Source organism: Pseudomonas sp. zfem002, assembly GCF_032621685.1.
GTDB classification, from domain to species: Bacteria; Pseudomonadota; Gammaproteobacteria; order Pseudomonadales; family Pseudomonadaceae; genus Aquipseudomonas; species Aquipseudomonas japonica.
Window position 1 is genome coordinate 169,997 of record NZ_JAVYJH010000014.1, and the last position, 26,668, is coordinate 196,664.

Genomic DNA, 26,668 nt, shown 5'->3' on the forward strand with positions numbered 1-26,668 from the left:
GAAACCTTCGTTTCGCGAGTCCCCGACGGCAATGACCCGCCTCTGTGCCCTGCTCCTGGCCCTGCTCACGCCCCTGGCGGTTGCCGATACCCTGCGTATCCAGGGCTCCAACACCATCGGCACGACGCTGGCACCGGCACTGGTGCGCGGCCTGCTGCAAAGCCGCGGCATCAGCGAGATCCACAGCGAACCCGGGGCGCAGGCCAACGAAGTGCGGATCCGCGGCGGCGACATCCAGGTGGACATCGCCGCCCACGGCAGCAGCACCGGTTTCGTCGCCTTGAAAGCAGGCACTGCCGAACTCGCCGCCGCCTCGCGACCGATCAAGGACAGCGAGGCGGCCGATCTCCAGGCCCTCGGCAACCTGACCAGCGCCGACGCCGAGCAGGTCATCGCCCTCGATGCGGTCGCCGTGCTGGTGCACCCTGACAATCCCCTGCCGCAACTGACCACCGAGCAACTGGCGCGCATCTTTTCCGGGCAGATCGCCACCTGGGAAGAACTCGGCGTCGGCGGCGGGCCGATCCAGCTGTATGCCCGCGACGATCGCTCCGGCACCTGGGAAACCTTCAAGGCCCTGGTCCTCGAGCCGCATCGCCAGAGCCTGGCCAGCAGCGCCCGCCGCTTCGAGTCCGGCGAGGAACTGGCCGAGGCGGTGCGTCACGACCGCCAGGCCATCGGTTTCAGCAGCCTGAGCACGGTGCACGGCGCGCGGGTCCTGGCGGTCGCCGATGGCGCCTCGCGGGCCCTGCTGCCGAGCCCCGAGCAGGTCGCCAGCGAGGACTACCCGCTGTCCCGCCGCCTGTATTTCTATCTGCCGCCGGCGCAAGGCAATCCCCTCGCCCGCGCCCTGCTGGATTTCACCCAGAGCCCGCGCGGGCAGGCCATCGTCGCCAGCAACGGCTTCATCGACCAGCGCGTGCGCACCCTCAGCGCACCACCCCAGGCCGACATGCCGCCGAGCTACCGGCGCCTGTCCGGCGAGGCCCAGCGGCTGTCGGTCAACTTCCGCTTCCAGGAAGGCAGCGCGACCCTCGACAACAAGGCCCGGCGCGATATCCAACGCCTGGTGGACTACCTGAAGCAGAATCGCAAACTGGAGCGCAAGGTCGTCCTGGTGGGTTTCGGTGACGCCAAGGACGACGCTCGCCGCGCCTTCCTGCTCTCGCGCCTGCGGGCCATGGCGGTACGCCGCGAACTGCTCAGGCAGGGCGTGACGCTGCGCGAGGTCATGGGCCTGGGTGCGGAACTGCCGGTGGCGGCCAACACCGATACCCAGGGGCGCATTCGCAATCGCCGTGTCGAAGCCTGGGTTTATTGAAGGAAAATTCCGAAAGCCTTGTAAGACCTTGTAACGCTCTCATCCCCCTTCCGCGCCGTTCCCCGACTAGGCTCAAGCCTGTGACGCCGGGCCCCTCTGACGGTTCGCCAACCGCCATGTCGGAGTCACTTCTTCGACATCGGGAGGGGCTCATGACAGCTCTGCATGATTTTTTCAGCGGCGAATTCCTCGGCACCAGCAGCCTGCTCTGGCTAGCCTTCATCGTTATCGTCATCGCCCTGCTGGTCTTCGACCTCGGGGTCCTGCACCGCGACCAGCACGAGATCGAAATGCGCGAGAGCCTGCTGCTGTACGCCGGCTACTTCAGCGTCGGCCTGATGTTCGGCGGCTGGATCTGGTACGCGCTGGGCGCGCAGAGTGCCCTGGAGTTCTACACCGGCCTGCTGGTGGAACAGTCGCTGTCGATGGACAACGTGTTCGTCATGGCGATGATCTTCGGCTTTTTCGGGATTCCCCGGCGCTACCAGCATCGCGTGCTGTTCTGGGGGATTCTCGGCGTGGTGCTGCTGCGGGCGATCATGATCGGCGTCGGCAGCGCACTGGTGAAGGAGTTCGACTGGATTCTCTACGTCTTCGGCGCCTTCCTGCTGGTGACCGGGGTGAAGATGCTGTTCAGCCGCCAGGACGCCCACCCGGACCTGGCCAACAACCCGCTGGTGCGCTTCATCAGAAAGCACATGCGGGTCACCGACCGCCTGCACGAAGGACACTTCTTCGTGCGCCTGACGCCTCCCGGACAGACCCGGGCGCTGCTCTACGCCACGCCGCTGTTCCTCGCCCTGGTGCTGATCGAACTGGCCGACCTGGTGTTCGCCGTGGACAGCGTGCCGGCGATCTTCTCCATCACCCAGGACCCGTTCATCGTCTACACCTCGAACATCTTCGCCATTCTCGGCCTGCGCGCGCTGTACTTCGCCCTGGCGGCGCTGATGCACCGCTTCGTCTACCTCAAGTACGCGCTGGCGCTGGTGCTGATCTTCATCGGCGGAAAGATCTTCCTGCACGGGTTCATCGGCAAGATTCCGGCGCTGGTGTCGCTGGGGGTGACGTTCGGTTTGCTCGCGGGAGGGGTGCTGCTGTCGTTGTTCAGGACGCGGGATGAGAAGGTGCCGCAGAAGGACAGTTGATCAGCCAACCTGTGGGAGCGGGTTCCCGCTCCCACAGGGTTTTGCGGCGTTCTCCAGAACTCAGTGACCGCTGCGCAGCAGCTCCTTCGGCACGTACTTGCCCACCTCGTACTTGCCGATCGCCGCCCGGTGCACCTCGTCCGGCCCGTCGGCCAGGCGCAAGGTACGCTGCATGGCGTACATGTAGGCCAGCGGGAAGTCAGCAGAGACCCCGGCGCCACCATGGATCTGGATCGCCCGGTCGATCACCTTCAGGGCCACGTTCGGCGCCACCACCTTGATCTGGGCGATTTCGCTGCGGGCCACTTTGTTGCCGACGGTGTCCATCATGTACGCCGCCTTCAGGGTCAGCAGGCGGGCCATGTCGATTTCCATCCGCGAGTCGGCGATCTTGTCGATGTTGCCGCCCAGCCGCGCCAGCGGACGACCGAAGGCGGTGCGCTCTACCGAACGCTTGCACATCAGTTCCAGCGCCCGTTCGGCCATGCCGATGGAACGCATGCAGTGGTGGATGCGACCCGGGCCGAGACGCCCCTGGGCGATCTCGAAACCGCGGCCCTCGCCCAGCAGCACGTTTTCGTAAGGCACCCGCACATTCTCGAACAGCACTTCGGCGTGGCCATGCGGCGCGTCGTCATAACCGAACACCGGCAGCGGCCGGACGATCTTCACACCGGGGGTATCGGTAGGCACGAGGATCATCGAGTGCTGCTGGTGGCGCGGGTTGTCCGGATTGCTCAGGCCCATGAAGATCATCACCTTGCAGCGCGGATCGCAGGCACCGGAGGTCCACCACTTGCGGCCGTTGATGACCCACTCGTCGCCATCGCGCACGGCGCGGGCAGCCATGTTGGTGGCATCCGACGACGCCACGTCCGGCTCGGTCATGGCGAAGGCGGAACGGATCTCGCCGCGCAGCAGCGGCTCCAGCCACTGGCGCTTCTGCTCCTCGTTGGCATAACGCACCAGCACTTCCATGTTGCCGGTGTCCGGCGCCGAGCAGTTGAACGGCTCCGGCCCGAGCAGCGAGCGGCCCATGATCTCGGCCAGCGGCGCGTATTCCAGGTTGGTCAGCCCGGCACCCAGCTCCGACTCCGGCAGGAACAGGTTCCACAGGCCTTCGGCCTTGGCCTTGTTCTTCAGTTCTTCCATGATGGCGGTCGGCTGCCAGCGATCACCCTCGGCGACCTGCTGATCGAACACCGCTTCGGCGGGATAGACATAGGCGTCCATGAACGCAGTGACACGTTCGCGCAGGGCCTGGACCTTGGGGGAATATGCGAAATCCATGAGCAGTACCTTCTGTGTGAAAGGGATCTGGAATGGATGCTAGATCACCGAGCAAAATCCACCTAGTCTATTTTCGACGTGTATAAACATTCATAAGCGATATATGATCGACCCATAACACCTACAAGAGTGGCGCCCATGAACCTGAACAAGGTCGACCTCAATCTGTTCATCGTCTTCGATGCGATCTACACCGAAGCCAACCTGACCCGTGCCGGGCAGATCGTCGGCATCACCCAGCCGGCGGTGTCCAACGCCCTGGCCCGGCTGCGCGAGACGTTCAACGATCCGCTGTTCGTGCGCACCGCCCAGGGCATGGTGCCGACGCCCATGGCGCAGAACATCATCGGCCCGGTGCGCAATGCCCTGTCGCTGCTGCGCGTGTCGGTGCAGGAAAGCCGCATCTTCAACCCCCTGCAGGCGAACAAGACCTTCCGCATCAGCATGACCGACCTCACCGAGGCGGTGATCCTGCCGCCACTGTTCCAGCGCCTGCGCCGCCTGGCGCCGGCGGTGGTGATCGAGAGTTTCCTGTGCAAGCGCCGCGAAACCACCAAGGAACTGGCCGCCGGTCGTCTCGACTTCGCCGTCGACGCCCCGCTCAACACCGACCCGCAGGTACGCCACGTCAAGCTGATACAGGATCGGTTCGTCTGCGCCTTGCGCCAGGGCCATCCGCTGGCGAAAGACAGGATCAGCCTCGACGAGTACATGGGGCTGACCCACATCCATATTTCCAGTCGGCGCAATGGCCTGGGCTATGTCGACCTGGCGCTGGGCAAGATGGGCCTGCAGCGGCGCATCGCCCTGCGCTCGCAGCATTACCTGATGGCCTCGCAGGTCATGCAGCAGACCGACATGGTGATGACCGTGCCCGAGCGTTTCGCCCGCCGGCACAACCTCAACTATGTGAGCCTGCCGGTGAACGACGTGCCGCCGCTGGAAACCCATCTGTACTGGCACGAAAGCACCGACCAGGACCCGGCCAACCGCTGGATGCGCGAGCAGATGATCGAATTGTGCCAGGCCGTGGTGGCGCAGGATGAGCGCGAGGCGCAGCAGTAGGCGCAAAGGACAATCGCGGAGCCAGGGAATGCGTGGTTCCCTNNNNCCGCGATTGTGATGTTACTCAGGATGGTCTGGTGTCCTCGAGGGCGCTATCGCTGGCAAGCCAGTGCCCACAGGGTCCGTGCCGTACTCAGGCCCACCGGTCGACACAAACCTTGTAGGAGCTGGCTTGCCAGCGATAGGGCCCTCAAGACCACCAGAAGGATCAGAAGGTCATTTCCTTCACATCGTCGGCCACGATCAGCTTGCCCGCGGTCTTCTCGATGATTTCCTCGACACTCACCCCCGGCGCGGTCTCCTTGAGGATGAAGGCGCCGTTTTCGATTTCCAGGTAGGCCAGGTCGGTCAGCACCTTGCGGATGCAACCGGCACCGGTCAGCGGCAGGCTGCAGTGCGACAGCAGCTTGGATTCGCCGTCCTTGGACGCATGGGTCATGGTGACGATGATGTTCTCGGCACCGGCCACCAGGTCCATCGCCCCGCCCATGCCCTTGACCAGCTTGCCGGGGATCATCCAGGAGGCGATGTTGCCCTGCACATCGACCTCGAACGCACCCAGTACGGTCAGGTCGACATGACCGCCGCGGATCATGGCGAAGGACTCGGCGGAGCTGAAGATCGAGGCGCCACGACGGGCGGTCACGGTCTGTTTGCCGGCGTTGATCATGTCGGCATCGATCTGGCCTTCGGTGGGGAACTCGCCCATGCCGAGCAGACCGTTTTCCGATTGCAGCATCACGTCCATATCCGCCGGGACGTAGTTGGCCACCAGGGTCGGGATACCGATGCCGAGGTTGACGTAGTAGCCGTCCTTGAGTTCGCGGGCGACGCGCTGGGCCATTTGTTCGCGGGTAAGTGCCATGGTCAGGATCTCTTCGTTGTTCTTGTGCGGGGACGGGTCAGGCTTTGACGGTGCGCTTTTCGATGCGCTTCTCGAAGGTGCCGACGATGACCCGGTCGACATAGATGCCCGGGGTATGGATCTCGCTCGGCAGCAGCACGCCCGGCTCGACGATTTCCTCGACCTCGACCACGGTGATCTTGCCGGCGGTGGCGGCCAGCGGGTTGAAGTTCTGCGCGGTGTTGCGGTACACCACGTTGCCGTAGTGGTCGGCCTTCCAGCCCTTGACGATGGCGAAGTCACCGGTGATGGCTTCTTCGAGGATGTAGTGGCGACCGTTGAACTCGCGGACTTCCTTGCCTTCGGCGACCGGGGTGCCGTAGCCGGTGGCGGTGTAGAACGCCGGAATGCCGGCGCCGCCAGCACGCATCTTCTCGGCCAGGGTGCCTTGCGGGGTCAGTTCCACTTCCAGCTCGCCGCTGAGCAACTGGCGCTCGAACTCGGCGTTCTCGCCTACGTAGGAGGCGACCATCTTGCGGATCTGGCGGTCTTCCAGGAGCACGCCGAGACCGAAACCGTCGACGCCGCAGTTGTTCGACACCACGGTCAGGCCGCTGACGCCGCGGCGCTTGATCTCGGCGATGAGGTTCTCGGGGATGCCGCACAGACCGAAACCGCCGGCCAGTACCGTCATGTTGTCGGTCAGGCCTTCGAGGGCCTGTTCATAGGTTGCTACGCGCTTGTCCAGTCCGGCCATGTGATCCGCCTTGTTGTCGTTGTAGGAGCCCGACGAGCTGTCGGGAAGCGTCTGACGCGCATCTTCACCTGACTCGACTGATTTGTTAATTTTGTTTTTCTCATTGATTGATTTGGAATTCAAAACAATCCCATGAACCTCAAACAACTGCGTGCCTTCGTCGCTGTCGCCACCTGCCAGAGCTTCGCCCAGGCCTGCGAGCACCTGCACCTGTCGCAACCGGCCCTGAGCCTGACCATCAAGAGTCTCGAAGAGCAGCTTGGCGGCGCCCTGCTCAGCCGTACCACCCGCAGCGTCAGCCTGACTCCGGAGGGCGAAGTGCTGCTGCCGCTGGCGCGGCAACTGCTGGCAGACTGGGACAACACCGAGGAACTGCTGCGCCAGCGCTTCACCCTGCAACTGGGCCGGGTGTCCATCGCCGCCATGCCGGCCTTCGCCGGCAACCTGTTGCCACCGGTGCTCAAGCTGTTCCGCGAGCGCTACCCGCGGGTCAATGTCACGGTGCACGACGTCATCAACGAACAGGTGCTGGAACTGGTGCGTCACCGCCGGGTCGAGCTGGGTATCGGTTTCGAGCCGGAGGCCGGCGAGCCGTTGCTGTTCAGGCCGTTGTACCTGGACCGTTTCGTGGCCGTGGTCCCCAGGGATTCACCGCTGGCCGGGCAGGCCCAGGTCAGCTGGAAGGAGCTGCTGCGCGAGGATTTCATCGCCCTGCAGCGCCCGTCGGCGGTACGCCTGCTGCTGGAACGGCATGTGGCGGCGGACCACGGCAAGCTGGCGGTGGCCTTCGAAAGCCATCAGTTGTCTACCATTGGCCGGATGGTCGCCAATGGCCTGGGGGTCAGTGCGGTGCCGGCCCTGTGCATCGGGCAGATGCGTGAACTGGGAGCGCAGTGCGTGGCCCTGGTGGAGCCGAGTATCGAGCGGCGGATCGGCGTGACCATGCTGGCGGGTCACAAGCTGTCGGCGGCGGCGCAGGCGGTGCTGGATGTGCTGGTGACCGAAGTGACGGCCCCGGCATTGAGCTGAATCAGTTTCTGGTTGTGTTGTGATTGCGGGCCCTATCGCAGGCTTCGCCAGCTCCCACAGGAACCGCGTACACCGCGAACCTTGTGGGAGCTGGCGAAGCCTGCGATGAGGCCATCAGCCACAGCGAAAATTCAGGAGGAGTTTCATAGATGAGGAATACAACACTGGGCAACCACCAGGTCCCCGTCATCGGCCAGGGCACCTGGAACATGGGCGAGGACCCCGGCCAGCGCCGTCGCGAAGTCGCCGCCCTGCAACAGGGCATCGACCTCGGCCTGACCCTGATCGACACCGCGGAAATGTACGCCGAAGGCGGTGCCGAGGCAGTGCTCGGCGAAGCCCTGGTCGGCCGCCGCGACCAGGTTTTCCTGGTCAGCAAGGTCTATCCGCACAACGCCAGCCGCCAGGCTGCCATCGCCGCCTGCGAACGCAGCCTGAAGCGCCTCGGCAGCGACCAGATCGACCTGTACCTGCTGCACTGGCGCGGCCAGTACCCGCTGGAGGAAACCGTCGAAGCCTTCGAGCGCCTGCGCGAGGCCGGCAAGATCGGCCGCTGGGGCGTCTCGAACTTCGACACCGACGACATGCGCGAACTGGCCAACCCCGCCTGCGCCACCAACCAGGTGCTGTACAACCCGGAACAGCGCGGCATCGAATTCGACCTGCTGCCCTGGTGCCGCGCGCAGCAGGTGCCGGTCATGGCCTACTGTCCGCTGGCCCAGGCCGGGCGCCTGCTGCGCCACCCGGTGCTGGCGCGGATCGCCGAACGCCACGGCGTCACCCCGGCCCAGGTCAGCCTGGCCTGGGTCACCCGCGAGGACGGGGTGATCGCCATTCCCAAGGCGGTGGAGCCCCGCCATGTCCAGCTCAATGCCGCGGCGGGCCGCCTGCAGCTGACGGACGAAGACCTGCGCGAGCTGGACCAGGCATTTGCGCCACCGACCCGCAAGCAGCGCCTGGCCATGGTCTGAACCTCAGTGAAAATCCCGGCTGCGCACATTCAGCCCGTGTAGCAACGGGCTGAGATCCTCCAGGCGGCGGGCGATCAGATGGCGCACGCCATCGGCGAACTCCAGCTTGCCCCTCACCTGCATCAGCTGCGCCCCCACCAGCACCCGCCGCTGGCGCTCGGCCAGGTCGCGCCAGACCACCACGTTGAGCATGCCGAACTCGTCCTCCAGGGTGACGAAGGTCACCCCGCTGGCGGTCTGCGGGCGCTGCCGGCCGACCACCAGCCCGGCCACGCTGATGCTGTCGCCGTGCTCGACATCGTCCAGCGCCCGCGAGCTGCGACAACCCAGGCCGGTGAGGCGGCGGCGCAGCAAGGCCAGCGGATGCGGACCGAGGGTGGTGCCGACGCTGTCGTAGTCGGCGAACAGCTCTTCGCCAATGCTCGGCGCCGGCAGTTGCACCGCCACTTCCGGGGTCGGCTCGACGGCGGCGAACAGCGGCAGTTGCGCCTGCACCGCCGCCACTTCCCAGCGCGCCTGGTAACGGTGTCCGGCCAGCGCCGACAGCGCATCGGCATCGGCCAGCAGGTCGCGGGCGCGGCCATCCAGTTCGGCGCGCAGGCACAGGTCGCCGACATCACGAAAGGCCCGCGCCTCCCGCACCCGGACCAGGCGCTCGGCATCCTCCTGGCGGAAACCGCGGATCTGCCGCAGCCCGATACGCAGGGCCAGCGCCCCGCCCGCCCCCGGCTCCAGCGTGCAATCCCAGTGGCTGTGCCGCACATCCACCGGGCGGATCTCGATCTGGTGGCGACGCGCGTCCTGGAGGATCTGGTCCGGACTGTAGAAGCCCATGGGCCAGCTGTTGATCAGGGCGCAGGCGAAGATCGCCGGCTCATGGCACTTGAGCCAGCAACTGGCGTAGGTCAGCAGGGCGAAACTGGCGGCGTGGGATTCGGGGAAGCCGTAGCTGCCGAAGCCCTTGATCTGTTCGAAGATGCGGTTGGCGAATTCCAGGTCGTAGCCATTGCGCAGCATGCCTTCGGTCAGGCGAATACGGTGTGGCTCCAGTCCGCCATGGCGTTTCCAGGCGGCCATGGAGCGACGCAGCTCATCGGCCTCGCCGGGGGTGTAGTCGGCGGCGACGATGGCCAGGGACATGACCTGTTCCTGGAACAGCGGCACGCCCAGGGTTCTTTTGAAGACGGCCTTGAGCTCTTCCGAGGGATAAACCACCGGCTCTTCTTCGTTACGCCGACGCAGGTACGGATGGACCATGTCCCCCTGGATCGGCCCCGGTCGCACGATCGCCACCTGGATCACCAGGTCGTAGAACTCCTGCGGCCTGAGCCGCGGCAACATGGCCATCTGCGCCCGCGACTCGATCTGGAACACGCCGATGGTGTCGGCACGGCTGATCATGTCGTAGGTGGGCCGGTCGTCCGCGGGGATCCCGGCAATGCTCAGGCGTCGCCCGCGGTGCAGATGGTAGAGATCGAAGCAGCGCCGCAAGGCACTGAGCATGCCCAGCGCCAGCACATCCACCTTGAGCAGGCCGACGGCGTCAAGGTCGTCCTTGTCCCACTGGATCACCGTGCGTTCATCCATGGCGGCGTTCTCCACCGGTACCAGGCTGTCCAGCGGCTGTTCGCTGATGACGAAACCGCCAGGGTGCTGCGACAGGTGACGGGGGAAACCCATCAGCTCGCCGGTCAACGTCAGCACCCGGTGCAACAGCGGGCTGTCCGGGTCGAAGCCGGCTTCGACCAGACGCTCCGCCGAAGGCACGCGATCGCTCCAGCGCCCGCAGCAGTCGGACAAGGCGCCCAGCTGGTCCGGCGGCAGGCCCAGCACCCGACCGATATCCCGTACCGCACCCGAGGCATGGTAGGTGCTGACCACGGCGGTCAGCGCCGCGCGATGACGACCATAGCGGTTGAACACGTATTGCAGGACTTCCTCGCGCCGGTCGTGCTCGAAGTCCACGTCGATATCCGGCGGCTCGTTGCGCTCGCGGGACAGGAAGCGTTCGAACAGCAGGCTGGTGGTGCCTGGGTTCAGCTCGGTGATGCCGAGGACGAAGCACACCACCGAGTTGGCCGCCGAACCGCGCCCCTGGCAGAGAATCCCGCGCTCGCGGGCGAAGCGGACGATGTCATGGACGGTGAGGAAATAGGATTCGTATCCGAGCTCGCTGATCAGGGTCAGTTCGTGTTCCAGGGCGATCCGGTTCTTGTCGCTGATACCCCCGGGCCAGCGTTCGGGAATACGGCGCTCGCACAGTTCCCGCAACCAGGCAGCAGCGTCGTAGCCCGCGGGCACGACTTCATGGGGGTACTGGTACTTGAGATCACGCTTGAGATCGAAGTGGCAACGCGCAGCGATCCGCGTGCTTTCCTCCAGCAAGGCCGGCGGATACAGCGCCCTCAATTGCTCCAGGGCACGCAGATGGCGCTCGCCATTGGCGAACAGGCGATGCCCGGCCTCGGCGACGGTGGTGTGATGGCGAATGGCAGTCATGCAGTCCTGCAGGGCCCGCCGTCCACGGCTGTGCATATGCACATCGCCGCAGGCCAGCGGCTCGATGTCCAGCTCGCGGGCCAGTTGCAGCAGGTCGTGCAGGCGCTGGCGGTCGTCATGCCCGTGGTGCAGGTGCACCGCCAGCCACAGGCGCTCGGCGAAGATCCCGCGCAGCCAGCGGCCGGGGGCGGGATCGTCCGGCGCGTCCGGCACCCAGAGCGCGAGCAGTCCGTCCATGGGCTGGGTGAAGTCCTCGCGCAGCACGCGATAGCTGCCCTTCTCCGCCCGGCGCCGGGCGCGGGTGATCAAGGCGCAGAGGTGCTGGTAACCGCTGAGGTTCTCCACCAGCAGGACGAGCCTGGGCCCGTTTTCCACACGCATTTCACTGCCGACGATCAGCGTCACGCCGGTCTTCAGCGAGGCCTGCCAGGCCCGCACGATCCCCGCCAGGGTGCATTCGTCGGTGATCGCCAGCGCCTGGTAGCCCTGGTCCCTGGCCCGGGCGAACAGCTCCAGGGCGCTGGAGGCACCGCGCTGGAAACTGAAGTTGGACAGGCAGTGCAGCTCGGCATAGCCGCTCATGCGAACCAGCCCTGCAGCCACAGCGGGCTGTCGCGGTCGTCACCGAACTGGCGATAGGCCCAGCCGCGCTGGCCGGACGCGGTCTCGATCAGGTAGTAATCGCGGCGCACATCGCCGCCATCCCACCAGCCGGACTCGATGCGTTCCGGCCCGGCCAGCAGGCGCAGGCCGTTCAGCGGCAACGCCCGGGGCTCATCCAGCAGCCAGCCGGGACGCGGCGCCGTGCAGCCACCGGCATTCGCCGCAGGCAGACCGGCGCTGCGCCAGGCGCATTCCGGACGATGATCGGCCACCACGCCCACGGCGCGCACGGCGTCGTCGCCGAGACGCGCGCGCAGGCGTTCGCGCAGTTGCTCCCAGTTCTGCTGTTGCTGGGCCCGTGCCGAAAACAGCTCGCCGGCCTGGGGCACGAAGGCCGGCAGTTCCTCGGCGCTCAGGCGCAGATTGCGTACGGGCGCTCGCAGCGTCAGTTGCTCGAGGCGCCCACGGGCCAGTTCCAGCAGCCGCCCGGCCTCGCGTTCGGCCGCCAGCAGGCCGACCTGCAGCAGGGTGTCGGCGCCTTCGGCATGCTCCAGGAACAGGCTGAAGCGCTGTACCCCGGCATCGCGTCCGGCGAGAAAGGCGGCCAGGTCCTCGATCATCCGGCGCAGCGGGAACAGCAGGGCCTGGCTGGATTCCACATCGAAATTCAGCTCCAGGCGCGACTCGAAACGGTCCGGCGGCAGGTAACAGTCCAGGGCCATGGCGCGCAGGCCGAGCAGGCGGTCGAGATGCAGCTGCACCTCGGCGGCGAAACGCCGGGCCAGGGTGTCGCGGGGCAGTGCCAGCACCTGGTCGAGCCGACGCAGGCCCATGCGGGTGAAGGCCGTGGCGGCTTCCGCCGGCAGCCCGAGACGCTCGATGGGCATGGCCGCCAGGGCGCCGCGGGTCGTCTCGGGATCGCTGGCGGCGAGGCCATCATGGGCGTTGGCCAGCATGCGCGCCGCCACCGGATTGCTGGCCAGGACGATGCGATGGCTGAAGCCCAGGGCCCGCAACTCCTCGCGCAGGCGCGCTTCGAAACGCGGCCAGGGACCGAACAGGGCAAGGCTGGACTGCACCTCCAGCAGCAGCGCCCGGGGGTAATGCAGGCTGACCTGGGAACTGAAGCGGTAGGCCCAGGCCGCGAGCAGTCGCTGCTGGCGCTCGGTGGCGGCGGGATCGTGTTCGACCGTGGTGAAACCCTGGGCCAGGGCCTGGGCGCTGGTCAGGCTCAGGCCGGCGCGCAGGCCGAGGGCACGGGCGGCCGGATTGACCGCCTGCAGCACCCGGCGATTGGCCGGACCGCTGAGCAGGACCAGCGGCTGGTCGGCGTCGTCACGTCCACGCAGGACGCTGTCGAGCGCCAGTTGCGGCAACAGGATGCAGGCCCAGAGCATGGCACTTCACCCCGTGTATCCGACAGCGATCGGGCGGTTTGGCGCCAGTCCGCCACGGCATTTGAGCACCCGCCATTGCGCCGGCCGGGTGTCGATGGCGATACGCAGGGCGGCAGGCGAAGGATTGAGCGCCGCGGCCTGGTCGCGACAGGCAAAGGCCAGGGCCTGGCCGGTTTCCGCGGCCACCTGCAGACGGCGCAGGGCGCGGTCGTCGGCGCGTTGCGGCCAGCACAGCACGGCGGCGCAACTGCCGGAGCGCAGGCATTGCTCGGCGGCCCAGAGGCTTTCACCGGCATCGGCCTCGACCACCGCCAGCCAGCGCAGGTCGACCCCCGCCGCCTGCCAGGCAGGCGGGTACGGAATGAACGGTGGCGCCACCAGCACCACCCGCTCCCCCGCCTTGCTCAAGCGCGCCAGGCTGGGCCAGAGCAGCTGCAGTTCGCCGGCGCCCTCGGCGGACAGCAGCAGTTCGCTGAGCGCCGCCGGCGGCCAGCCGCCCCCCGGCAGCACGGCATCCAGCGCGGCATGCCCGGTGGGTTGCAGGCCATGCGCCTCGGCCAGCGGCCGGCCCTTCCACACCCTGCGGGTGTCGAGCAGCCCGTCGAGGCTGACCACCGCGCCCATCAGTCGCGCCTCACCAGGCCGCAGAACACCCCTTCGATGACGAAGTCGCGCTCCGGGCCGACGATGATCGGCGCATAGGCCGGGTTGCGCGGCAGCAGGCGGTAATGGCCGACGCCGCGTTCGAAGCGCTTGATGGTCACCTCGCCATCGAGGCGGGCGACGATGATCTGCCCGTCGCGGGCCTCGGCCTGCTGGCGGATGCCCACCAGGTCGCCATCGAGGATGCCGTCGTCGATCATCGAGTCACCACGGACCTTGAGCAGATAGCTGGGGGTGCGGCTGAACAGGTGGGCATCCAGCATCAGCTGCTCGTGGATATCCACGTCCGGACCGATCGGCCGCCCCGCGGCGACCTGGCCGAGCACCGGGATCTCCAGCACTTCGGGGCGACGCAGGGGCCCGGCCAGACGGATGCTCCGCGCCTGGTTCGGGGTGACTTCAATGAAACCCGCCTCGCAGAGGGCCTGGACATGCTTGCGCGCCACGCTGCGCGAGGCGAAGCCGAAGGTCTGGGCGATATCGGCGAGGCTGGGCGGCCGCCCTTCTCCGGCGATGCGATCGCGGATGAAGGCGAGAATGGCGCTGCGTTTGGGAGAGAGTCTGGTCATGGAGCACATTTGTACTCTTTTCCGTTCGCGCTGACCAGCCCCGCCGATCGGCAGGTATGATGGCCAGTCACTGTTACCGGATGTTCCCCATGCTCGACGCCCTGCTCTTCGATCTCGACGGCACCCTCGCCGATACCGACAAGCTCCATCTGCTGGCCATGCAGCAACTGCTGCACGAGGACGGCCGCACGCTGACCGAGGCGCAATTCGAGGCGCATATCAGCGGACGGGCGAATGCCGACCTGTGCCGTTACCTGTTTCCGGACCGGCCACTGAGCGAGCATCTGGCCTTCGCCGAGCGCAAGGAGGCCCGTTTTCGCGAGCTGTCGCCAACCCTGCAGCCGACGCCCGGCCTGCTGCGCCTGCTGGAGTACGCGCAAGGCCGCCGTATCGGCATGGCGGTGGTGACCAATGCGCCGCGGGCCAATGCCGAGCACATGCTCGCCGCGCTGGGGCTGACGGGACGTTTCGAGCCTGTGCTGGTGGCCGAGGAACTGGCCCGGGCCAAGCCGGACCCACTGCCCTATCTCACCGGTTTGCAGAGATTGTCTGCACGGGCCGAAACGGCCCTGGCGTTCGAGGATTCGGTGCCCGGGGTGAAGGCCGCCAGCGGCGCCGGGATCTTCACCGTGGGCTTGACCACCAGCCAGTCGGCGCAGGCGTTGATGGCCGCGGGAGCGAGCCTGACGGTGGAGGATTTCGAGGATCCGCGGTTGTGGGAAGTGATTGCCCGGATGGGCGAAAGATAGTTTTCGCCTGACCCATTCATCGCTGGCAAGCGGAACGCCACCCGGCCAGCTTCACAGGGCCCCCAGCGCTTACAGAAAACAGCGCAGAGCCTTGTGCGAGCCGGCTTGCCAGCGATGAAGCGCGAACCTGCCCCGTCAATCACCTTGACGTAAACGTCAACCTGGCTTTAGGTTAGGCCCATTGCCTTCCCCCAGAGTCCCCCATGAGCAGCCAGACCTACAGCATTTCCGACCTGTCCCGCGAGCTGGACATCACCACCCGGGCGATCCGTTTCTACGAGGAACAAGGGCTTCTCAGCCCTGAACGCCGCGGCCTGGAGCGCATCTACTCGGCCCGCGACAAGGTCAGCCTGAAACTCATCCTGCGCGGCAAGCGCATTGGTTTCTCTCTCGCCGAATGCCGCGAACTGATCGAGCTGTACGACCCCAGCGGGGGCAACACCAAGCAGCTCAACAGCATGCTGGCGAAGATCGCCGAACGCCGCGCCCAGCTGGAACAGCAACTGCTCGACATCCAGCAGATGCAGCTGGAACTGGACACCGCCGAGGAGCGCTGCATGCAAGCGCTGACGGCCACCCTGAACAAACAGAACAACGGCCATTGAGCCCCATCAGGAAACCCCACGCCATGCCATTGCCCGCCAAAGTTCGTCTGGTCGAAGTCGGTCCTCGCGACGGTCTGCAGAATGAAGCCCAACCGATCAGCGTCGCCGACAAGGTGCGCCTGGTCGACGACCTCACCGCCGCCGGCCTGTCCTACGTCGAAGTCGGCAGTTTCGTCTCGCCCAAGTGGGTGCCACAGATGGCCGGCTCGGCCGAGGTCTTCGCCGGCATCCGCCAGCAGCCCGGGGTGACCTATGCCGCCCTGGCCCCGAACATGCGCGGCTTCGAGGACGCGCTGGGTGCCGGGGTCAAGGAAGTGGCGGTGTTCGCCGCTGCGTCCGAGTCCTTCTCCCAGCGCAATATCAACTGCTCCATCAGCGAGAGCCTGCAACGCTTCGTGCCGATCATGGACGCCGCGCGCCAGCACGGTGTGCGGGTGCGCGGTTACGTGTCCTGCGTGCTCGGCTGCCCCTACGAGGGCCAGGTGGATGCCGTCCAGGTCGCCGCGGTGGCCCGCGAACTGTACGAGATGGGCTGCTATGAAGTCTCCCTCGGCGACACCATCGGCACCGGCACCCCGGGCGCGACCCGCCACCTGTTCAACGTGGTCGGCGCCCAGGTGCCGCGCCCGCAGCTGGCCGGGCATTTCCACGATACCTACGGCCAGGCCCTGGCCAACGTGTATGCCAGCCTGCTGGAAGGCATCAGCGTCTTCGACAGCTCGGTCGCCGGCCTCGGCGGCTGCCCGTACGCCAAGGGTGCCAGCGGCAACGTCGCCAGCGAGGACGTGCTGTACATGCTGCAAGGCCTGGGTATCGAGACCGGCATTGACCTGGAAAAGCTCATCGAAGCCGGCCAGCGCATCAGTCTGGTGCTCGGACGCACCACCGGCTCCCGTGTAGCGCGTGCGCGCAACGCCTGCTGAATCCGCGGCTGAAACGTGGCGGTAACACCTCGCGTGAGGTCACAAAGTGTTACCGCCTTCACACTTCCCAGGGAAAAACCGGGTAACACGGAAACAAATCAGCGGATTTTCCCGTGCCAGAATTTTTCTCCAACCGGTCAAACCCTTGATTTCATTGGGTTTTGAAAAGTTGGCACGGCACCTGCTATATCTCTGGCACAACAAGAATAAAAAATGCGGCAAACCCAATAAAAACAAGACGTAACGGATCTGACACAACAAGAACAATACGGCAGAGACGAAGCTAACTGATTTTTTTGAAGTGGATGACTTTTCGGGGGCGTGCCCCGCAACCAGGCAGAGAACAATAAAACTACCTCAAGGTAGCGCCCGTCACGGTTGGATCAGCAATGATGAAGGTCGATCAGCGCTCAAAAAAATACGTTTGCTCTTGATCCCGGATGGGGATCGCACAAGCACCAAAGAGGCAACGGTTGCCAAAAACAACAATAGACCGCCCTCCAATAACAAAAAAAGAGCACGCAACAATCTTTGAGGGGAGCTTCGGCTCCCCTCAGTGCATTCCGGCCTTTTTCAGCCACCCTCGTCCCGCTTTTCCTCCTTCCCCTCCAGCAAGTCCACCACCCAGGGCATCACGCCCAGCACCACCAGCGCCAGCACCGTGCTGAACAGCGCCGTGGCCTCGCGGCCCATGCCGGCGGCAACGCCGATGGCGGCGGTCATCCACAGCCCGGCCGCGGTGGTCAGGCCCTTGACGTGACTGGCGTCCTGATCGTGGCCCTTGAGAATGGTGCCGGCGCCGAGAAAGCCGATGCCGGCGACGATCCCCTGCACCACCCGGCTCAGCGCCGCATCGTCGACCCCGGCCATGCGTGGCACGAGGACGAACAGCGCCGCGCCGATCGCCACCAGCATATGGGTGCGCACGCCGGCGGCCTTGCCCTTCATCTCCCGCTCGAAGCCCAGCACCGCGCCCAGCAGCGCCGCCATCAGCAGTCGCACCGAGACCTGGGTCAACTGCTTGGCATCGGTGATATCGGCGAATTCCGCCACCAGGGTCACCCACACTTCGTGCCACCAGGCGTCCATGGTCATCGTCCATTGTCAGGGAAGTCAGACGATGGACAACGGGCGCCCCGGCAAAGTGCGACGCGACCGCTGATCGGTTGCCGGGGGCAACCCGCGCCGCGCTGCGGTCACAAGCGGTAAGCCCCCCGTGACGAGGATCACGCCATGCCCATCGAGATCGACGAACAGACCCGCCGTTGCACGCTGATCGGCGAAGACCTGAATATCGAAGGCGCCGCCGAGGAAGTGCAGGTGCTGACCGACGAGCACCTGCGCATGTCGGTCGCGGAACTGGCCGGCAAGCGCGTGCCGATCACCGAAGCCGAGGCCGACGCACTGACCGTGGCGGGTGCGGTGGATGGTCGCAGGCATCTGAAGAGCAGCGTTCCGGGCTCGATAATCTAAGGCCCCGGGGCATTTCCAGAGGCATCTGATACGGTTTTTCGACAAATACCTGAGCCTGTTATGCAAACAGATGGGTCGCCATAGTGTTCTGGCCTGATCGAGGCCTGATGAGCGACGAACCATGAGCGAACACATCCCTGTCCAGATCGTCGAAGTTGCCGAGCCGTCCCACAAGAAGAAGGCCGCCAGCAGCGACGGACACATCTACACCCGCAGTTTCACCGGTCTGTACCGCAACCTGCGCCTGGGTGGCGCGGGTTTCCTTTTCCTGCTGTTCTTCGCCACCGCCTGGCTCGACTGGGACGGTCGCCAGGCAGTGCTCTGGGACCTGGCGGAAAGCAAGTTCCACATCTTCGGCGCGACCTTCTGGCCGCAGGATTTCATCCTCCTTTCCGCCCTGCTGATCATCTGCGCCTTCGGCCTGTTCGCCATCACCGTCTTCGCCGGACGGGTGTGGTGCGGCTACACCTGCCCGCAGAGCACCTGGACCTGGCTGTTCATGTGGTGCGAGAAGGTCACCGAGGGCGACCGCAACCAGCGCATGAAGCTGGCCAAGGCAGCCTGGGGCCCGAACAAGCTGGCCCGCCGCGCCGTCAAGCACAGCCTGTGGCTGGCCATCAGCCTGCTCACCGGCCTGACCTTCGTCGGCTACTTCACCCCGATCCGGCCCCTGGCCGAGGAGCTGTTCACCCTGCAGGCCGGTGGCGTCAGCCTGTTCTGGATCCTGTTCTTCACCGGCGCCACCTACATCAACGCCGGCTGGATGCGCGAGGCGGTGTGCATGCACATGTGCCCATACGCGCGCTTCCAGAGCGTGATGTTCGACAAGGACACCCTGGCCGTGGCCTACGATCCGCGCCGCGGCGAAACCCGCGGGCCGCGCAAGAAGGAAGTCGACCACCACGCCAAGGGCCTGGGCGACTGCATCGACTGCCAGATGTGCGTGCAGGTGTGCCCCACCGGCATCGACATCCGCGACGGCCTGCAGATGGAATGCATCGGCTGCGCGGCGTGCATCGATGCCTGCGACAGCATCATGGACAAGATGAACTACCCGCGCGGCCTGATCGGCTACAAGTCCGAGCACACCCTGCAGGGTGGCCGCACCCACTGGCTGCGCCCGCGTCTGCTCGGCTACGTCACGGTGCTGGTGGTGATGATCGGCGCCCTGGTCATCGCCCTGCACGAGCGCCCGATGGTCTCCATGGACGTGATCAAGGACCGCGGCCTGTTCCGCGAGAACGCCCAGGGCCAGATCGAGAACATCTACATCCTCAAGGTCATCAACAAGACCCAGCAGCCACAGGAATACCAGTTGCGCCTGCTCGACGCCGAGGGCTTCGAACTGCACGGCAAGACACGCTTCAGCATCCCCGCCGGGGAAATGGCCGAGGTGCCGGTCTCGGTGGCGATGCTCGCCGATCGCCCCGCCAGCAGTTCCCTGGAGCTGGATTTCGAACTGGTGGACAGCGACCAGCCAGCGATTCGCAGCGTCGCCCGCAGCCGTTTCGTTGCGCCGCTGAACCGCTGATCCCCTACACTGCGTTGCCCGCCGAACCTGCAGAGCCATGATGAAACGCTACGAGAAATTCGCCGACGACATTGCCGAACTGATCTACACCGGGGTCCTCGGCCCCGGGCAACGGGTGCCGTCGGTGCGCTACGCCAGCCAGACCTACGGGGTCAGCCCGTCCACGGTGTTCCAGGCCTATTACCTGCTGGAACGCCGCGGACTGATCCGCGCCCGGCCGCGCTCGGGCTACTTCGTCAACGCCCATGCCCCGCGGCCGTTCAGCGAGCCGCAGATCGGCGAGCCGGCCAGCGAGTCCACCGAGGTGGATGTCAGCGAGCTGGTGTTCTCCATCCTCGAGTCGATCAAGGATCCACACACCGTGCCGTTCGGCTCGGCCTTCCCCAGCCCGGCGCTGTTTCCCCTGCAGCGCCTGGCCCGCTCCCTGGCCAGCGCTACGCGCGACATGGACCCGCGCATGGTGGTCACCGACCTGTCGCCCGGCAATCCGCAACTGCGCCGGCAGATCGCCCTGCGCTACATGGTCGGCGGGCTGATGCTGCCGATGGAGGAACTGCTGATCACCAACGGTGCGCTGGAAGCGCTGAACCTGTGCCTGCAGGCGGTGACCGAGCCGGGCGACCTGGTGGCCATCGAAGCCCCGGCCTTCTATGCCTGCCTGCAGGTGCTGGAACGGCTCAAGCTCAAGGCCGTGGAAATTCCCGTGCACCCGCGCGAAGGCATCGACCTCGGCGTGCTGGCGCAGACCCTGGAACGGCATCCGGTCAAGGCCGTGTGGTGCATGAGCAACTTCCAGAACCCGGTGGGCGCCAGCCTGCCGGAGGACAAGAAGCGCGCCCTGGTCGAGCTGTTGCGCCAGCACCAGGTGCCGCTGATCGAGGACGACGTCTACGCCGAGCTGTACTACGCGCAGCAGGCGCCGAAGCCGGCCAAGGCCTTCGACAGCGAAGGCCTGGTGATGCACTGCTGTTCGTTTTCCAAGAGCCTGGCCCCGGGCTACCGTATCGGCTGGGTCGCCGCCGGGCGTTTCGCGCAGAAGATCGAGCGCCTGAAACTGATGACCTCGCTGTGCGCCTCGATGCCGGCCCAGGCGGCCATCGCCGACTACCTCCAGCACGGCGGCTACGACCGCCACCTGCGGCGTCTGCGCTATGCCCTGGAAGAGCAGAAGAACGCCATGCTCGCCGCAATCGGCCGCTACTTTCCGGCGACGGTGCGGGTCAGCCATCCTTCCGGCGGCTACTTCCTCTGGCTGGAACTGCCGGAAGGCATGGACTCCCTGAAGCTGTTCCAGATGGCCCTGGCCCAGGGCATCAGCATCGCCCCGGGGCCGATCTTCTCGCCGACCCGGCGCTTCCGTAACTGCATTCGCCTGAACTACGGCAGCCCGTGGAGCGAGCAGTCGGAAAAAGCCATGGAGACCCTGGGAAGGATCGTACGTTCTTTCTAGCCGCCAGCCAGCCGTCGGTCTAAAGTGGCGGCATTGGCTTGCGTTCGGACTTTTCCATGCCTTCCAGCGAACTCGATTCACTGCGCCTGCAATTGCGTGAGCTGCAACAGCGCAATGCTGCCCTCGAACAACAACTGGCACAGCAGCAGCCGCTGGACGAAGACTTCTACCGCTTTCTCTTCGACACCATGGACGAGGGCTTCTGTGTCATCGAGTTCTTCGATGGCCCCCACGGCCCGTTGAGCGACTACATCCACGTCCTGGCCAACGCCGCCTATGCGCGGCATGCCGGCATCCCCAACGTGGTCGGACAGAAACTGCGGGAAATGGTACCGGACGAGGCCGACGACTGGGTGGCCCGCTACGGCGCGGTGCTGCGTACCGGCGAGCCGCTGCACTTCGAACAGGAACTGGTGGCCACCGGCCGCGTCCTCTCGGTCACCACCTTCCGCATCGAACCGCTCGAACGTCGCCAGGTCGCCGTGCTGTTCAAGGACGTCACCGAACGCCGGCGCGCCGAGGAGGCCCTGCAACAACTCAATGAGCAACTGGAACAGCGCGTCCTGCAGACCGTGGCCGAGCGCCAGTTGCTGGCCAAGCTGGTGGACAACAGCGTCGCCTGCGTCCAGGTGGTGAGCCCCGACCTGCGCTGGATGGCGATCAACCAGCAGGCGCTGCGCGACTTCCGCTACCTCTACGATGAAGCCCCCACGATCGGCGACCGCGTCGAATACACCCTGCGTCGCCATCCCTCCGACTGCGCCCGCGGCCTGGCCCTGTGGCGCCGGGCCCTGGCCGGCGAGGCGTTCATCGAGACCGGCGAGTTCGGCAGCGGCGAACGCCGCCGGCACTACGAGCAGCGCTTCAATGTCCTCCATGACGAGCACGGCACGCTGCGCGGGGCTTACCTGTTCGCCTATGACATCAGCACCCGGGTCGCGGAACAGCAGCGTCTGCTGCGCGCCGAGGAAGCCTTGCGCCAGGCACAGAAGATGGAAGCGGTGGGCCAGCTCACCGGCGGTATCGCCCATGACTTCAACAACCTGCTCGGTGGCATCCTCGGTGCCCACGAGCTGATGCGCCAGCGCCTGCAGCAGGAGCGCCATGCCGATCTCGGCCCGCTGCTCGACGCCGCCAGCGGCTCGGCCCAGCGAGCCGCCTCGCTGGTGCATCGGCTGCTGGCGTTCTCCCGCCAGCAGACCCTGCTGCCCCAGGCGACCCACGTCGGCAGCCTGATCAGCGACATGCAGGAACTGATCTGCCGCAGCGTCGGTCCGTCCATCGAAGTGCGCAGCCATTTCGCCGACGACCTGTGGCCGACCTTCATCGACCCGCCGCAACTGGAAAGCGCCCTGCTCAACCTGTGCATCAATGCCCGGGACGCCCTGCCAGGTGGTGGACTGATCGACATCCATATCGAGAACCTCAGCCTCGACGAAGAACGCGGGCCGCCGCTGGACCTGGCCGCCGGGCATTACCTGCGCCTGAGTGTCGCGGACAACGGCCTGGGCATGTCCGCCGAGGTGGCGGCACGGGCCATCGATCCGTTCTTCACCACCAAGCCGCTGGGCCAGGGCACCGGGCTCGGCCTGTCGATGGCCTACGGCTTCGTGCGCCAGTCCGGCGGGCAACTGCGCATCGTCAGCGCACCGGGCAAGGGCACGCGCATCGAACTGTACCTGCCGCGGCATCATCAACAGCCGGCGGCGCAACAGGCAACGGGCGCCGCGACACCCCTCGCCGTCCAGGGCAGTGGCGTGCATATCGTCCTGGTGGAAGACCAGGAAACCCTGCGCATGGTGATTGGCGAGGTGCTGGAGGAGTCGGGATACCGGGTCGATGTCTACGACAGCGGCGTGACCGCCCTGCCGGCGCTGCGCAACGGGCCGCCACCGGACCTGCTGATCAGCGACATCGGCCTGCCCGGCGGGCTGAATGGCAAGCAGCTGGCGGAAGCGCTGCGTCTGGTGCACCCGGGGTTGCCGGTGCTGTTCATCACCGGCTACGACGAAAGCGCCGCGCTGAGCGACGGGCAACTGGCGCCGGGGATGAGCGTGATGACCAAGCCGTTCGGGCTGGAAGCGCTGGTGCTGCGGGTGGAGCAGATGCTGGGGGATCGGGGCTGAAGCTGCTGCCACACCGATTTGCGCTACGGCGCAGCAGGTGTGGCAGCAGTGAGGGAACCTGACGTTTCGCTACAGCGTCTCAGCGCCCGCCGCCAAGATCGATGAAACTCCCGGTCGAATACGACGCTTTGTCCGACAGCAGCCAGATGATCGCCTCGGCGACTTCCTCGGCCTGCCCGCCGCGGCCCATCGGGATGCTCGGCTCCAGCTTGCTGACCCGCTCCGGATCGCCGCTCAGGGCATGGAAGCCGGTGAAGATGTACCCCGGCCGCACCGCATTGACGCGGACGCCCTCGCCCGCCACTTCCTTGGCCAGGCCCAGGGTGAAGGTGTCCAGGGCACCCTTGGAGGCGGCGTAGTCGACGTATTCGTTGGGTGAGCCCAGGCGTGCGGCCACCGAGGAGACGTTGACGATGCTGCCGCCACTGCCGCCATGCCGCGTCGACATCCGCGCCAGGGCGTGCTTGGCGCAGAGGATCGGCCCGACCACGTTGGTCTTCATCAGCTTCAGCAGGCGGAACTCGGACATTTCCTCGACCCGGCTCTTCTGACCGATGGTCCCGGCGTTGTTGACCAGCGCGGTGACCCGGCCCAGCTCGTGATCGACCTGGTTGAACAGATGAATGACCTCGTCCTCGACACTGACGTCGGCGCGCACGGCAATCGCCTTGGCGCCCAGCTCACGGACCTGGGCCAGTACGCCCTGGGCCGCGGCGTCGTCGGCGTGATAGTTGATGCAGATCCGGTAACCCTGGCGCGCGGCCAGCAGCGCGGTGGCGGCGCCGATGCCGCGACTGGCTCCGGTGATGATGATGACCTTGTCCATGACGACCCCACTGGTATTCAACCGCGCAAGGCTAGCGCAGTCCGCAGCTGGCGCAAAGCCTGCGACGCCAGCTGACAAATCTGTAATTCACTACTCAGCTTTCTGACAGGACTATCAGAATAAGGTCGTGCCATCCCTGTTGATGGACACGACGCCCTATGCCTCACCTTCCCTCCCGACGCACCTTCGTCAAGGGCCTGGCCGCCGCCGGCGCCCTCGGCGGCCTCGGTCTCTGGCGCCCGCACGCCTGGGCCCGCGGTCCCCACGATTTCGCCGAACTGGACGGCCAGCATTTCGAGCTGTTCATCGGCCAGACCGCAGTGAACATCACCGGCACCCCACGCACCGCGCTGACCATCAACGACAGCCTGCCCGGCCCGGTGCTGCGCTGGCGCGAAGGCGACACGGTGACCCTGCGGGTGCGCAACCGCCTGGAGGAAAGCACCTCGCTGCATTGGCACGGGATCATCCTCCCGGCCAACATGGACGGCGTGCCGGGCCTGAGCTTCGCCGGTATCGAGCCCGGCGGCGACTACCTCTACCGCTTCACCCTGGAGCAACACGGCACCTACTGGTACCACAGCCACTCGGGGCTGCAGGAGCAGGCCGGCGTCTACGGTGCCATCGTCATCGAGCCGAAGACCCCGGAGCCCCACGTCTACCAGCGCGACTGCGTGCTCCTGCTCAGCGACTGGAGCGACGAGCAACCCACGGCCCTGCTGGCGCAGTTGAAGAAGCAGGCGGACTACTTCAATCGCCAGCAACGCACTGTCGGTGACTTCATCGACGACGTCGCCCGCGACGGCTGGAGCGCGACCCTGGCCGAACGCGGGCAATGGGCGCAGATGCGCATGACGCCCACGGACATCGCCGATGTCAGCGCCGCCACCTACACCTACCTGCTCAATGGCCTGGCCCCGGAAGGCAATTTCACCTGCCTGTTCCAGCCCGGCGAAACCCTGCGCCTGCGCCTGATCAACGGCTCGGCGATGACCTATTTCGACTTCCGCATTCCCGGCCTGAAGCTGACGGTGATCGCCGCCGACGGCCAGCCGGTGCAACCGGTGACGGTGGACGAACTGCGCCTGGCGGTGGCGGAAACCTACGATGTGCTGGTCAGCGTCGGCGATGCCCCGGCCTACACCCTGTTCGCCCAGAGCATGGACCGCAGCGGCTACGCCCGCGGCACCCTGGCCCGCGCGCCCGGCCTGAGCGCCGTGGTGCCGGCGCTGGATCCGCGGCCGCGACTGAGCATGGCGGACATGGGCCATGGCGACATGCAGGGCATGGATCACGGCGCCATGGCGGGTATGGATCACGCCAGCATGGCCGGCATGAACCACGCCATGCCGGGCATGCAACGACATCCGCACTCGGAAAGCGGCAACCCGCTGGTGGACATGCAGACCATGATGCCCACGGCCAAGCTCGACGATCCCGGTCTCGGCCTGCGCGACAGCGGCCGCCGTGTGCTGACCTACGCCGACCTGAAAAGCACCTTCGCCGATCCCGACGGCCGCGAGCCGGGACGGGAGATCGAACTGCACCTGACCGGACACATGGAGCGTTTTTCCTGGTCGTTCGACGGCATCCGCTTCTCCGACGCCGAGCCCCTGCGCCTGCGCTATGGCGAGCGCCTGCGCATCACCCTGGTCAACGACACCATGATGGCCCACCCGATTCACCTGCACGGCCTGTGGAGTGACCTGGAGGACGAGCACGGCCGCTTCCAGGTACGCAAGCACACCATCGACATGCCGCCAGGCAGCCGCCGCAGCTACCGGGTCAGCGCCGATGCCCTGGGCCGCTGGGCCTACCACTGCCACCTGCTCTACCACATGGAGACCGGCATGTTCCGCGAGGTGCGCGTCGATGAATGAACGACTCAACCGGCCCCTGCTCGGCGGTCTCGCCCTGCTGCTGTTGCTGGGTAGCGAGCAGTTGCGCGCAGCGGCCATGGACCATTCGACGATGGACCACGGCAGCATGGACCACGGCGCGATGAATCATGCCAGCATGGATCACGGCGGCATGACGACCACCGCGCAGCCGCCGCGCACACCGCTCAGACCGATCACCGACGCCGACCGCCAGGCCGCCTTCCCGCCGCTGCCCGGGCACCAGGTGCATGACCGGCAGATCAACTGGGCGGTGACCGTCGAGCAACTGGAGTACCAGAACTTCGAAAACAGCAGCGCGCTGAACTGGAACGGCAACGCCTGGATCGGCGGCGATATCGACCGCCTGTGGCTGCGCAGCGAAGGCGAACGGGAACAGGGCCGCACGCACAAGGCCGAGTTGCAGGCGCTCTGGGGGCATGCCGTCAGCCCGTGGTGGGAGGTGGTCGCGGGTGTGCGCCAGGACTTCAAGCCGGCCAGCGGCCAGACCTGGGCCGCCTTCGGTATCCAGGGCACGCCGCTGTACAACTTCGAGCTGGAAGCCACGCTGTACGCGGGTGAGCGACAACAGACCGCGCTGCGCCTGGAGGCCGCCTACGCTATCCTCCTGACTCAACGCTGGCGCCTGGAGCCGAGCCTGGAACTGAACCTCCATGGGCGTGACGACCGCAGCCGCAGCCAGGGCGCGGGGTTGTCGGACAGTGAAGCGGGGCTGCGCCTGCGCTATGAGATCACGCCGGGGTTCGCGCCCTATGTCGGGGTCAGCTTCAACCGGGCCTATGGCAGTAGCGCCGAGCTGATCCGCGACGAAGCCGGCGATATCGGCCAGACGCGCTGGGTGGCGGGGGTTCGATTGAGATTCTGACCATGAGGGTGGCCGCTTTGCGGCCATTCGCGGGCAAGCCACGCGCCTACCAGGAAGTCGCCGGCC

23 protein-coding genes are annotated in these 26,668 nt (G+C 66.2%); 14 read left to right on the plus strand and 9 right to left on the minus strand.

Annotated elements, in window-relative coordinates:
- The first annotated feature begins 31 nt into the window (after positions 1–31).
- Together RTI28_RS17420 and RTI28_RS17425 are read left to right on the plus strand one after the other, a co-directional pair.
- Positions 32–1,321 (plus strand): phosphate ABC transporter substrate-binding/OmpA family protein, encoded by a 1,290-nt coding sequence (locus RTI28_RS17420; RefSeq protein ID WP_316921613.1) that lies wholly within the window; start codon positions 32–34, stop codon positions 1,319–1,321.
- A 152-nt stretch (positions 1,322–1,473) separates the two neighbouring features.
- Positions 1,474–2,469, plus strand: a complete 996-nt coding sequence (locus RTI28_RS17425) for a TerC family protein (RefSeq protein ID WP_316921614.1) — start codon at positions 1,474–1,476, stop codon at positions 2,467–2,469.
- A gap of 60 nt (positions 2,470–2,529) precedes the next feature.
- Here the strand turns inward: RTI28_RS17425 and RTI28_RS17430 are convergent, their stop codons facing one another.
- On the minus strand, positions 2,530–3,759 hold the full coding sequence (locus RTI28_RS17430; protein WP_316921615.1) for an acyl-CoA dehydrogenase: 1,230 nt from the start codon (positions 3,757–3,759) through the stop codon (positions 2,530–2,532).
- Positions 3,760–3,897: 138 nt separating this feature from the next.
- Between RTI28_RS17430 and RTI28_RS17435 the strand changes: the two genes are divergently transcribed.
- A complete protein-coding gene (locus tag RTI28_RS17435; protein ID WP_316921616.1) occupies positions 3,898–4,824 on the plus strand; it encodes a LysR family transcriptional regulator in 927 nt (308 codons plus the stop codon).
- Between the two features lie 208 nt (positions 4,825–5,032).
- Here the strand turns inward: RTI28_RS17435 and RTI28_RS17440 are convergent, their stop codons facing one another.
- Positions 5,033–5,689 carry a CoA transferase subunit B gene (locus RTI28_RS17440; RefSeq protein ID WP_316921617.1) on the minus strand — a complete coding sequence of 219 codons (657 nt, stop codon included), beginning with the start codon at positions 5,687–5,689 and terminating at the stop codon, positions 5,033–5,035.
- A gap of 37 nt (positions 5,690–5,726) precedes the next feature.
- Complete coding sequence (locus RTI28_RS17445) at positions 5,727–6,425, minus strand: CoA transferase subunit A (protein WP_316921618.1); 699 nt, start codon at positions 6,423–6,425, stop codon at positions 5,727–5,729.
- A gap of 132 nt (positions 6,426–6,557) precedes the next feature.
- Here RTI28_RS17445 and RTI28_RS17450 point away from each other — a divergent pair, with 132 nt between their 5' ends.
- A complete protein-coding gene (locus RTI28_RS17450; protein ID WP_316921619.1) occupies positions 6,558–7,454 on the plus strand; it encodes a LysR family transcriptional regulator in 897 nt (298 codons plus the stop codon).
- 149 nt (positions 7,455–7,603) lie between these two features.
- Entirely contained in the window at positions 7,604–8,425 is an 822-nt protein-coding gene (locus RTI28_RS17455) for an aldo/keto reductase (protein WP_316921620.1), read from the plus strand.
- 3 nt (positions 8,426–8,428) lie between these two features.
- Here the strand turns inward: RTI28_RS17455 and RTI28_RS17460 are convergent, their stop codons facing one another.
- From RTI28_RS17460 to lexA, 4 genes are read right to left on the minus strand one after another with little or no spacing between them, the layout of a single operon-like run.
- Positions 8,429–11,527 carry an error-prone DNA polymerase gene (locus RTI28_RS17460; protein ID WP_316921621.1) on the minus strand — a complete coding sequence of 1,033 codons (3,099 nt, stop codon included), beginning with the start codon at positions 11,525–11,527 and terminating at the stop codon, positions 8,429–8,431.
- The gene (locus RTI28_RS17465; protein ID WP_316921622.1) at positions 11,503–12,924 is read right to left on the minus strand and encodes a DNA polymerase Y family protein; all 1,422 of its coding nucleotides are present in this window, start codon (positions 12,922–12,924) and stop codon (positions 11,503–11,505) included. Before RTI28_RS17465 ends, RTI28_RS17460 begins: the two co-directional genes overlap by 25 nt.
- Positions 12,925–12,930: 6 nt before the next feature.
- Entirely contained in the window at positions 12,931–13,548 is a 618-nt protein-coding gene (gene imuA, locus RTI28_RS17470; protein ID WP_316921623.1) for a translesion DNA synthesis-associated protein ImuA, read from the minus strand.
- On the minus strand, positions 13,548–14,165 hold the full coding sequence (gene lexA, locus RTI28_RS17475) for a transcriptional repressor LexA (protein WP_042125548.1): 618 nt from the start codon (positions 14,163–14,165) through the stop codon (positions 13,548–13,550). Before lexA ends, imuA begins: the two co-directional genes overlap by 1 nt.
- 80 nt (positions 14,166–14,245) lie before the next feature.
- Here lexA and RTI28_RS17480 point away from each other — a divergent pair, with 80 nt between their 5' ends.
- From RTI28_RS17480 to RTI28_RS17490, 3 genes are all read left to right on the plus strand, one after another.
- Positions 14,246–14,905 carry an HAD-IA family hydrolase gene (locus tag RTI28_RS17480; protein WP_316921624.1) on the plus strand — a complete coding sequence of 220 codons (660 nt, stop codon included), beginning with the start codon at positions 14,246–14,248 and terminating at the stop codon, positions 14,903–14,905.
- Between the two features lie 203 nt (positions 14,906–15,108).
- Positions 15,109–15,510 (plus strand): MerR family transcriptional regulator, encoded by a 402-nt coding sequence (locus RTI28_RS17485; RefSeq protein ID WP_042125551.1) that lies wholly within the window; start codon positions 15,109–15,111, stop codon positions 15,508–15,510.
- A 23-nt stretch (positions 15,511–15,533) separates the two neighbouring features.
- A complete protein-coding gene (locus RTI28_RS17490) occupies positions 15,534–16,433 on the plus strand; it encodes a hydroxymethylglutaryl-CoA lyase (protein WP_316921625.1) in 900 nt (299 codons plus the stop codon).
- A 573-nt stretch (positions 16,434–17,006) separates the two neighbouring features.
- On the opposite strand, the gene RTI28_RS17495 is transcribed toward RTI28_RS17490, so the two are convergent.
- Positions 17,007–17,522, minus strand: coding sequence for an MgtC/SapB family protein (locus RTI28_RS17495; protein ID WP_316921626.1), 516 nt, complete (start codon positions 17,520–17,522; stop codon positions 17,007–17,009).
- A gap of 144 nt (positions 17,523–17,666) precedes the next feature.
- Here RTI28_RS17495 and RTI28_RS17500 point away from each other — a divergent pair, with 144 nt between their 5' ends.
- The 4 genes from RTI28_RS17500 (at position 17,667) to RTI28_RS17515 (ending at position 23,013) form a co-directional block, all read left to right on the plus strand.
- A complete protein-coding gene (locus tag RTI28_RS17500; protein ID WP_316921627.1) occupies positions 17,667–17,906 on the plus strand; it encodes a DUF3203 family protein in 240 nt (79 codons plus the stop codon).
- A gap of 121 nt (positions 17,907–18,027) precedes the next feature.
- Complete coding sequence (gene ccoG, locus RTI28_RS17505; protein WP_316921628.1) at positions 18,028–19,437, plus strand: cytochrome c oxidase accessory protein CcoG; 1,410 nt, start codon at positions 18,028–18,030, stop codon at positions 19,435–19,437.
- A gap of 40 nt (positions 19,438–19,477) precedes the next feature.
- Positions 19,478–20,887: a GntR family transcriptional regulator MpaR gene (gene mapR, locus RTI28_RS17510; RefSeq protein ID WP_042125561.1), complete on the plus strand. Its 1,410-nt coding sequence runs from the start codon at positions 19,478–19,480 to the stop codon at positions 20,885–20,887.
- Positions 20,888–20,943: 56 nt separating this feature from the next.
- Positions 20,944–23,013 carry a PAS domain-containing sensor histidine kinase gene (locus RTI28_RS17515; RefSeq protein ID WP_316921629.1) on the plus strand — a complete coding sequence of 690 codons (2,070 nt, stop codon included), beginning with the start codon at positions 20,944–20,946 and terminating at the stop codon, positions 23,011–23,013.
- 79 nt (positions 23,014–23,092) lie between these two features.
- On the opposite strand, the gene RTI28_RS17520 is transcribed toward RTI28_RS17515, so the two are convergent.
- On the minus strand, positions 23,093–23,839 hold the full coding sequence (locus RTI28_RS17520; RefSeq protein ID WP_316921630.1) for an SDR family oxidoreductase: 747 nt from the start codon (positions 23,837–23,839) through the stop codon (positions 23,093–23,095).
- A gap of 158 nt (positions 23,840–23,997) precedes the next feature.
- Between RTI28_RS17520 and RTI28_RS17525 the strand changes: the two genes are divergently transcribed.
- Both RTI28_RS17525 and RTI28_RS17530 read left to right on the plus strand, forming a co-directional pair.
- Positions 23,998–25,719: a copper resistance system multicopper oxidase gene (locus RTI28_RS17525; protein ID WP_316921631.1), complete on the plus strand. Its 1,722-nt coding sequence runs from the start codon at positions 23,998–24,000 to the stop codon at positions 25,717–25,719.
- On the plus strand, positions 25,712–26,602 hold the full coding sequence (locus RTI28_RS17530; protein WP_316921632.1) for a copper resistance protein B: 891 nt from the start codon (positions 25,712–25,714) through the stop codon (positions 26,600–26,602). Before RTI28_RS17525 ends, RTI28_RS17530 begins: the two co-directional genes overlap by 8 nt.
- The last annotated feature ends 66 nt before the right edge of the window (positions 26,603–26,668 follow it).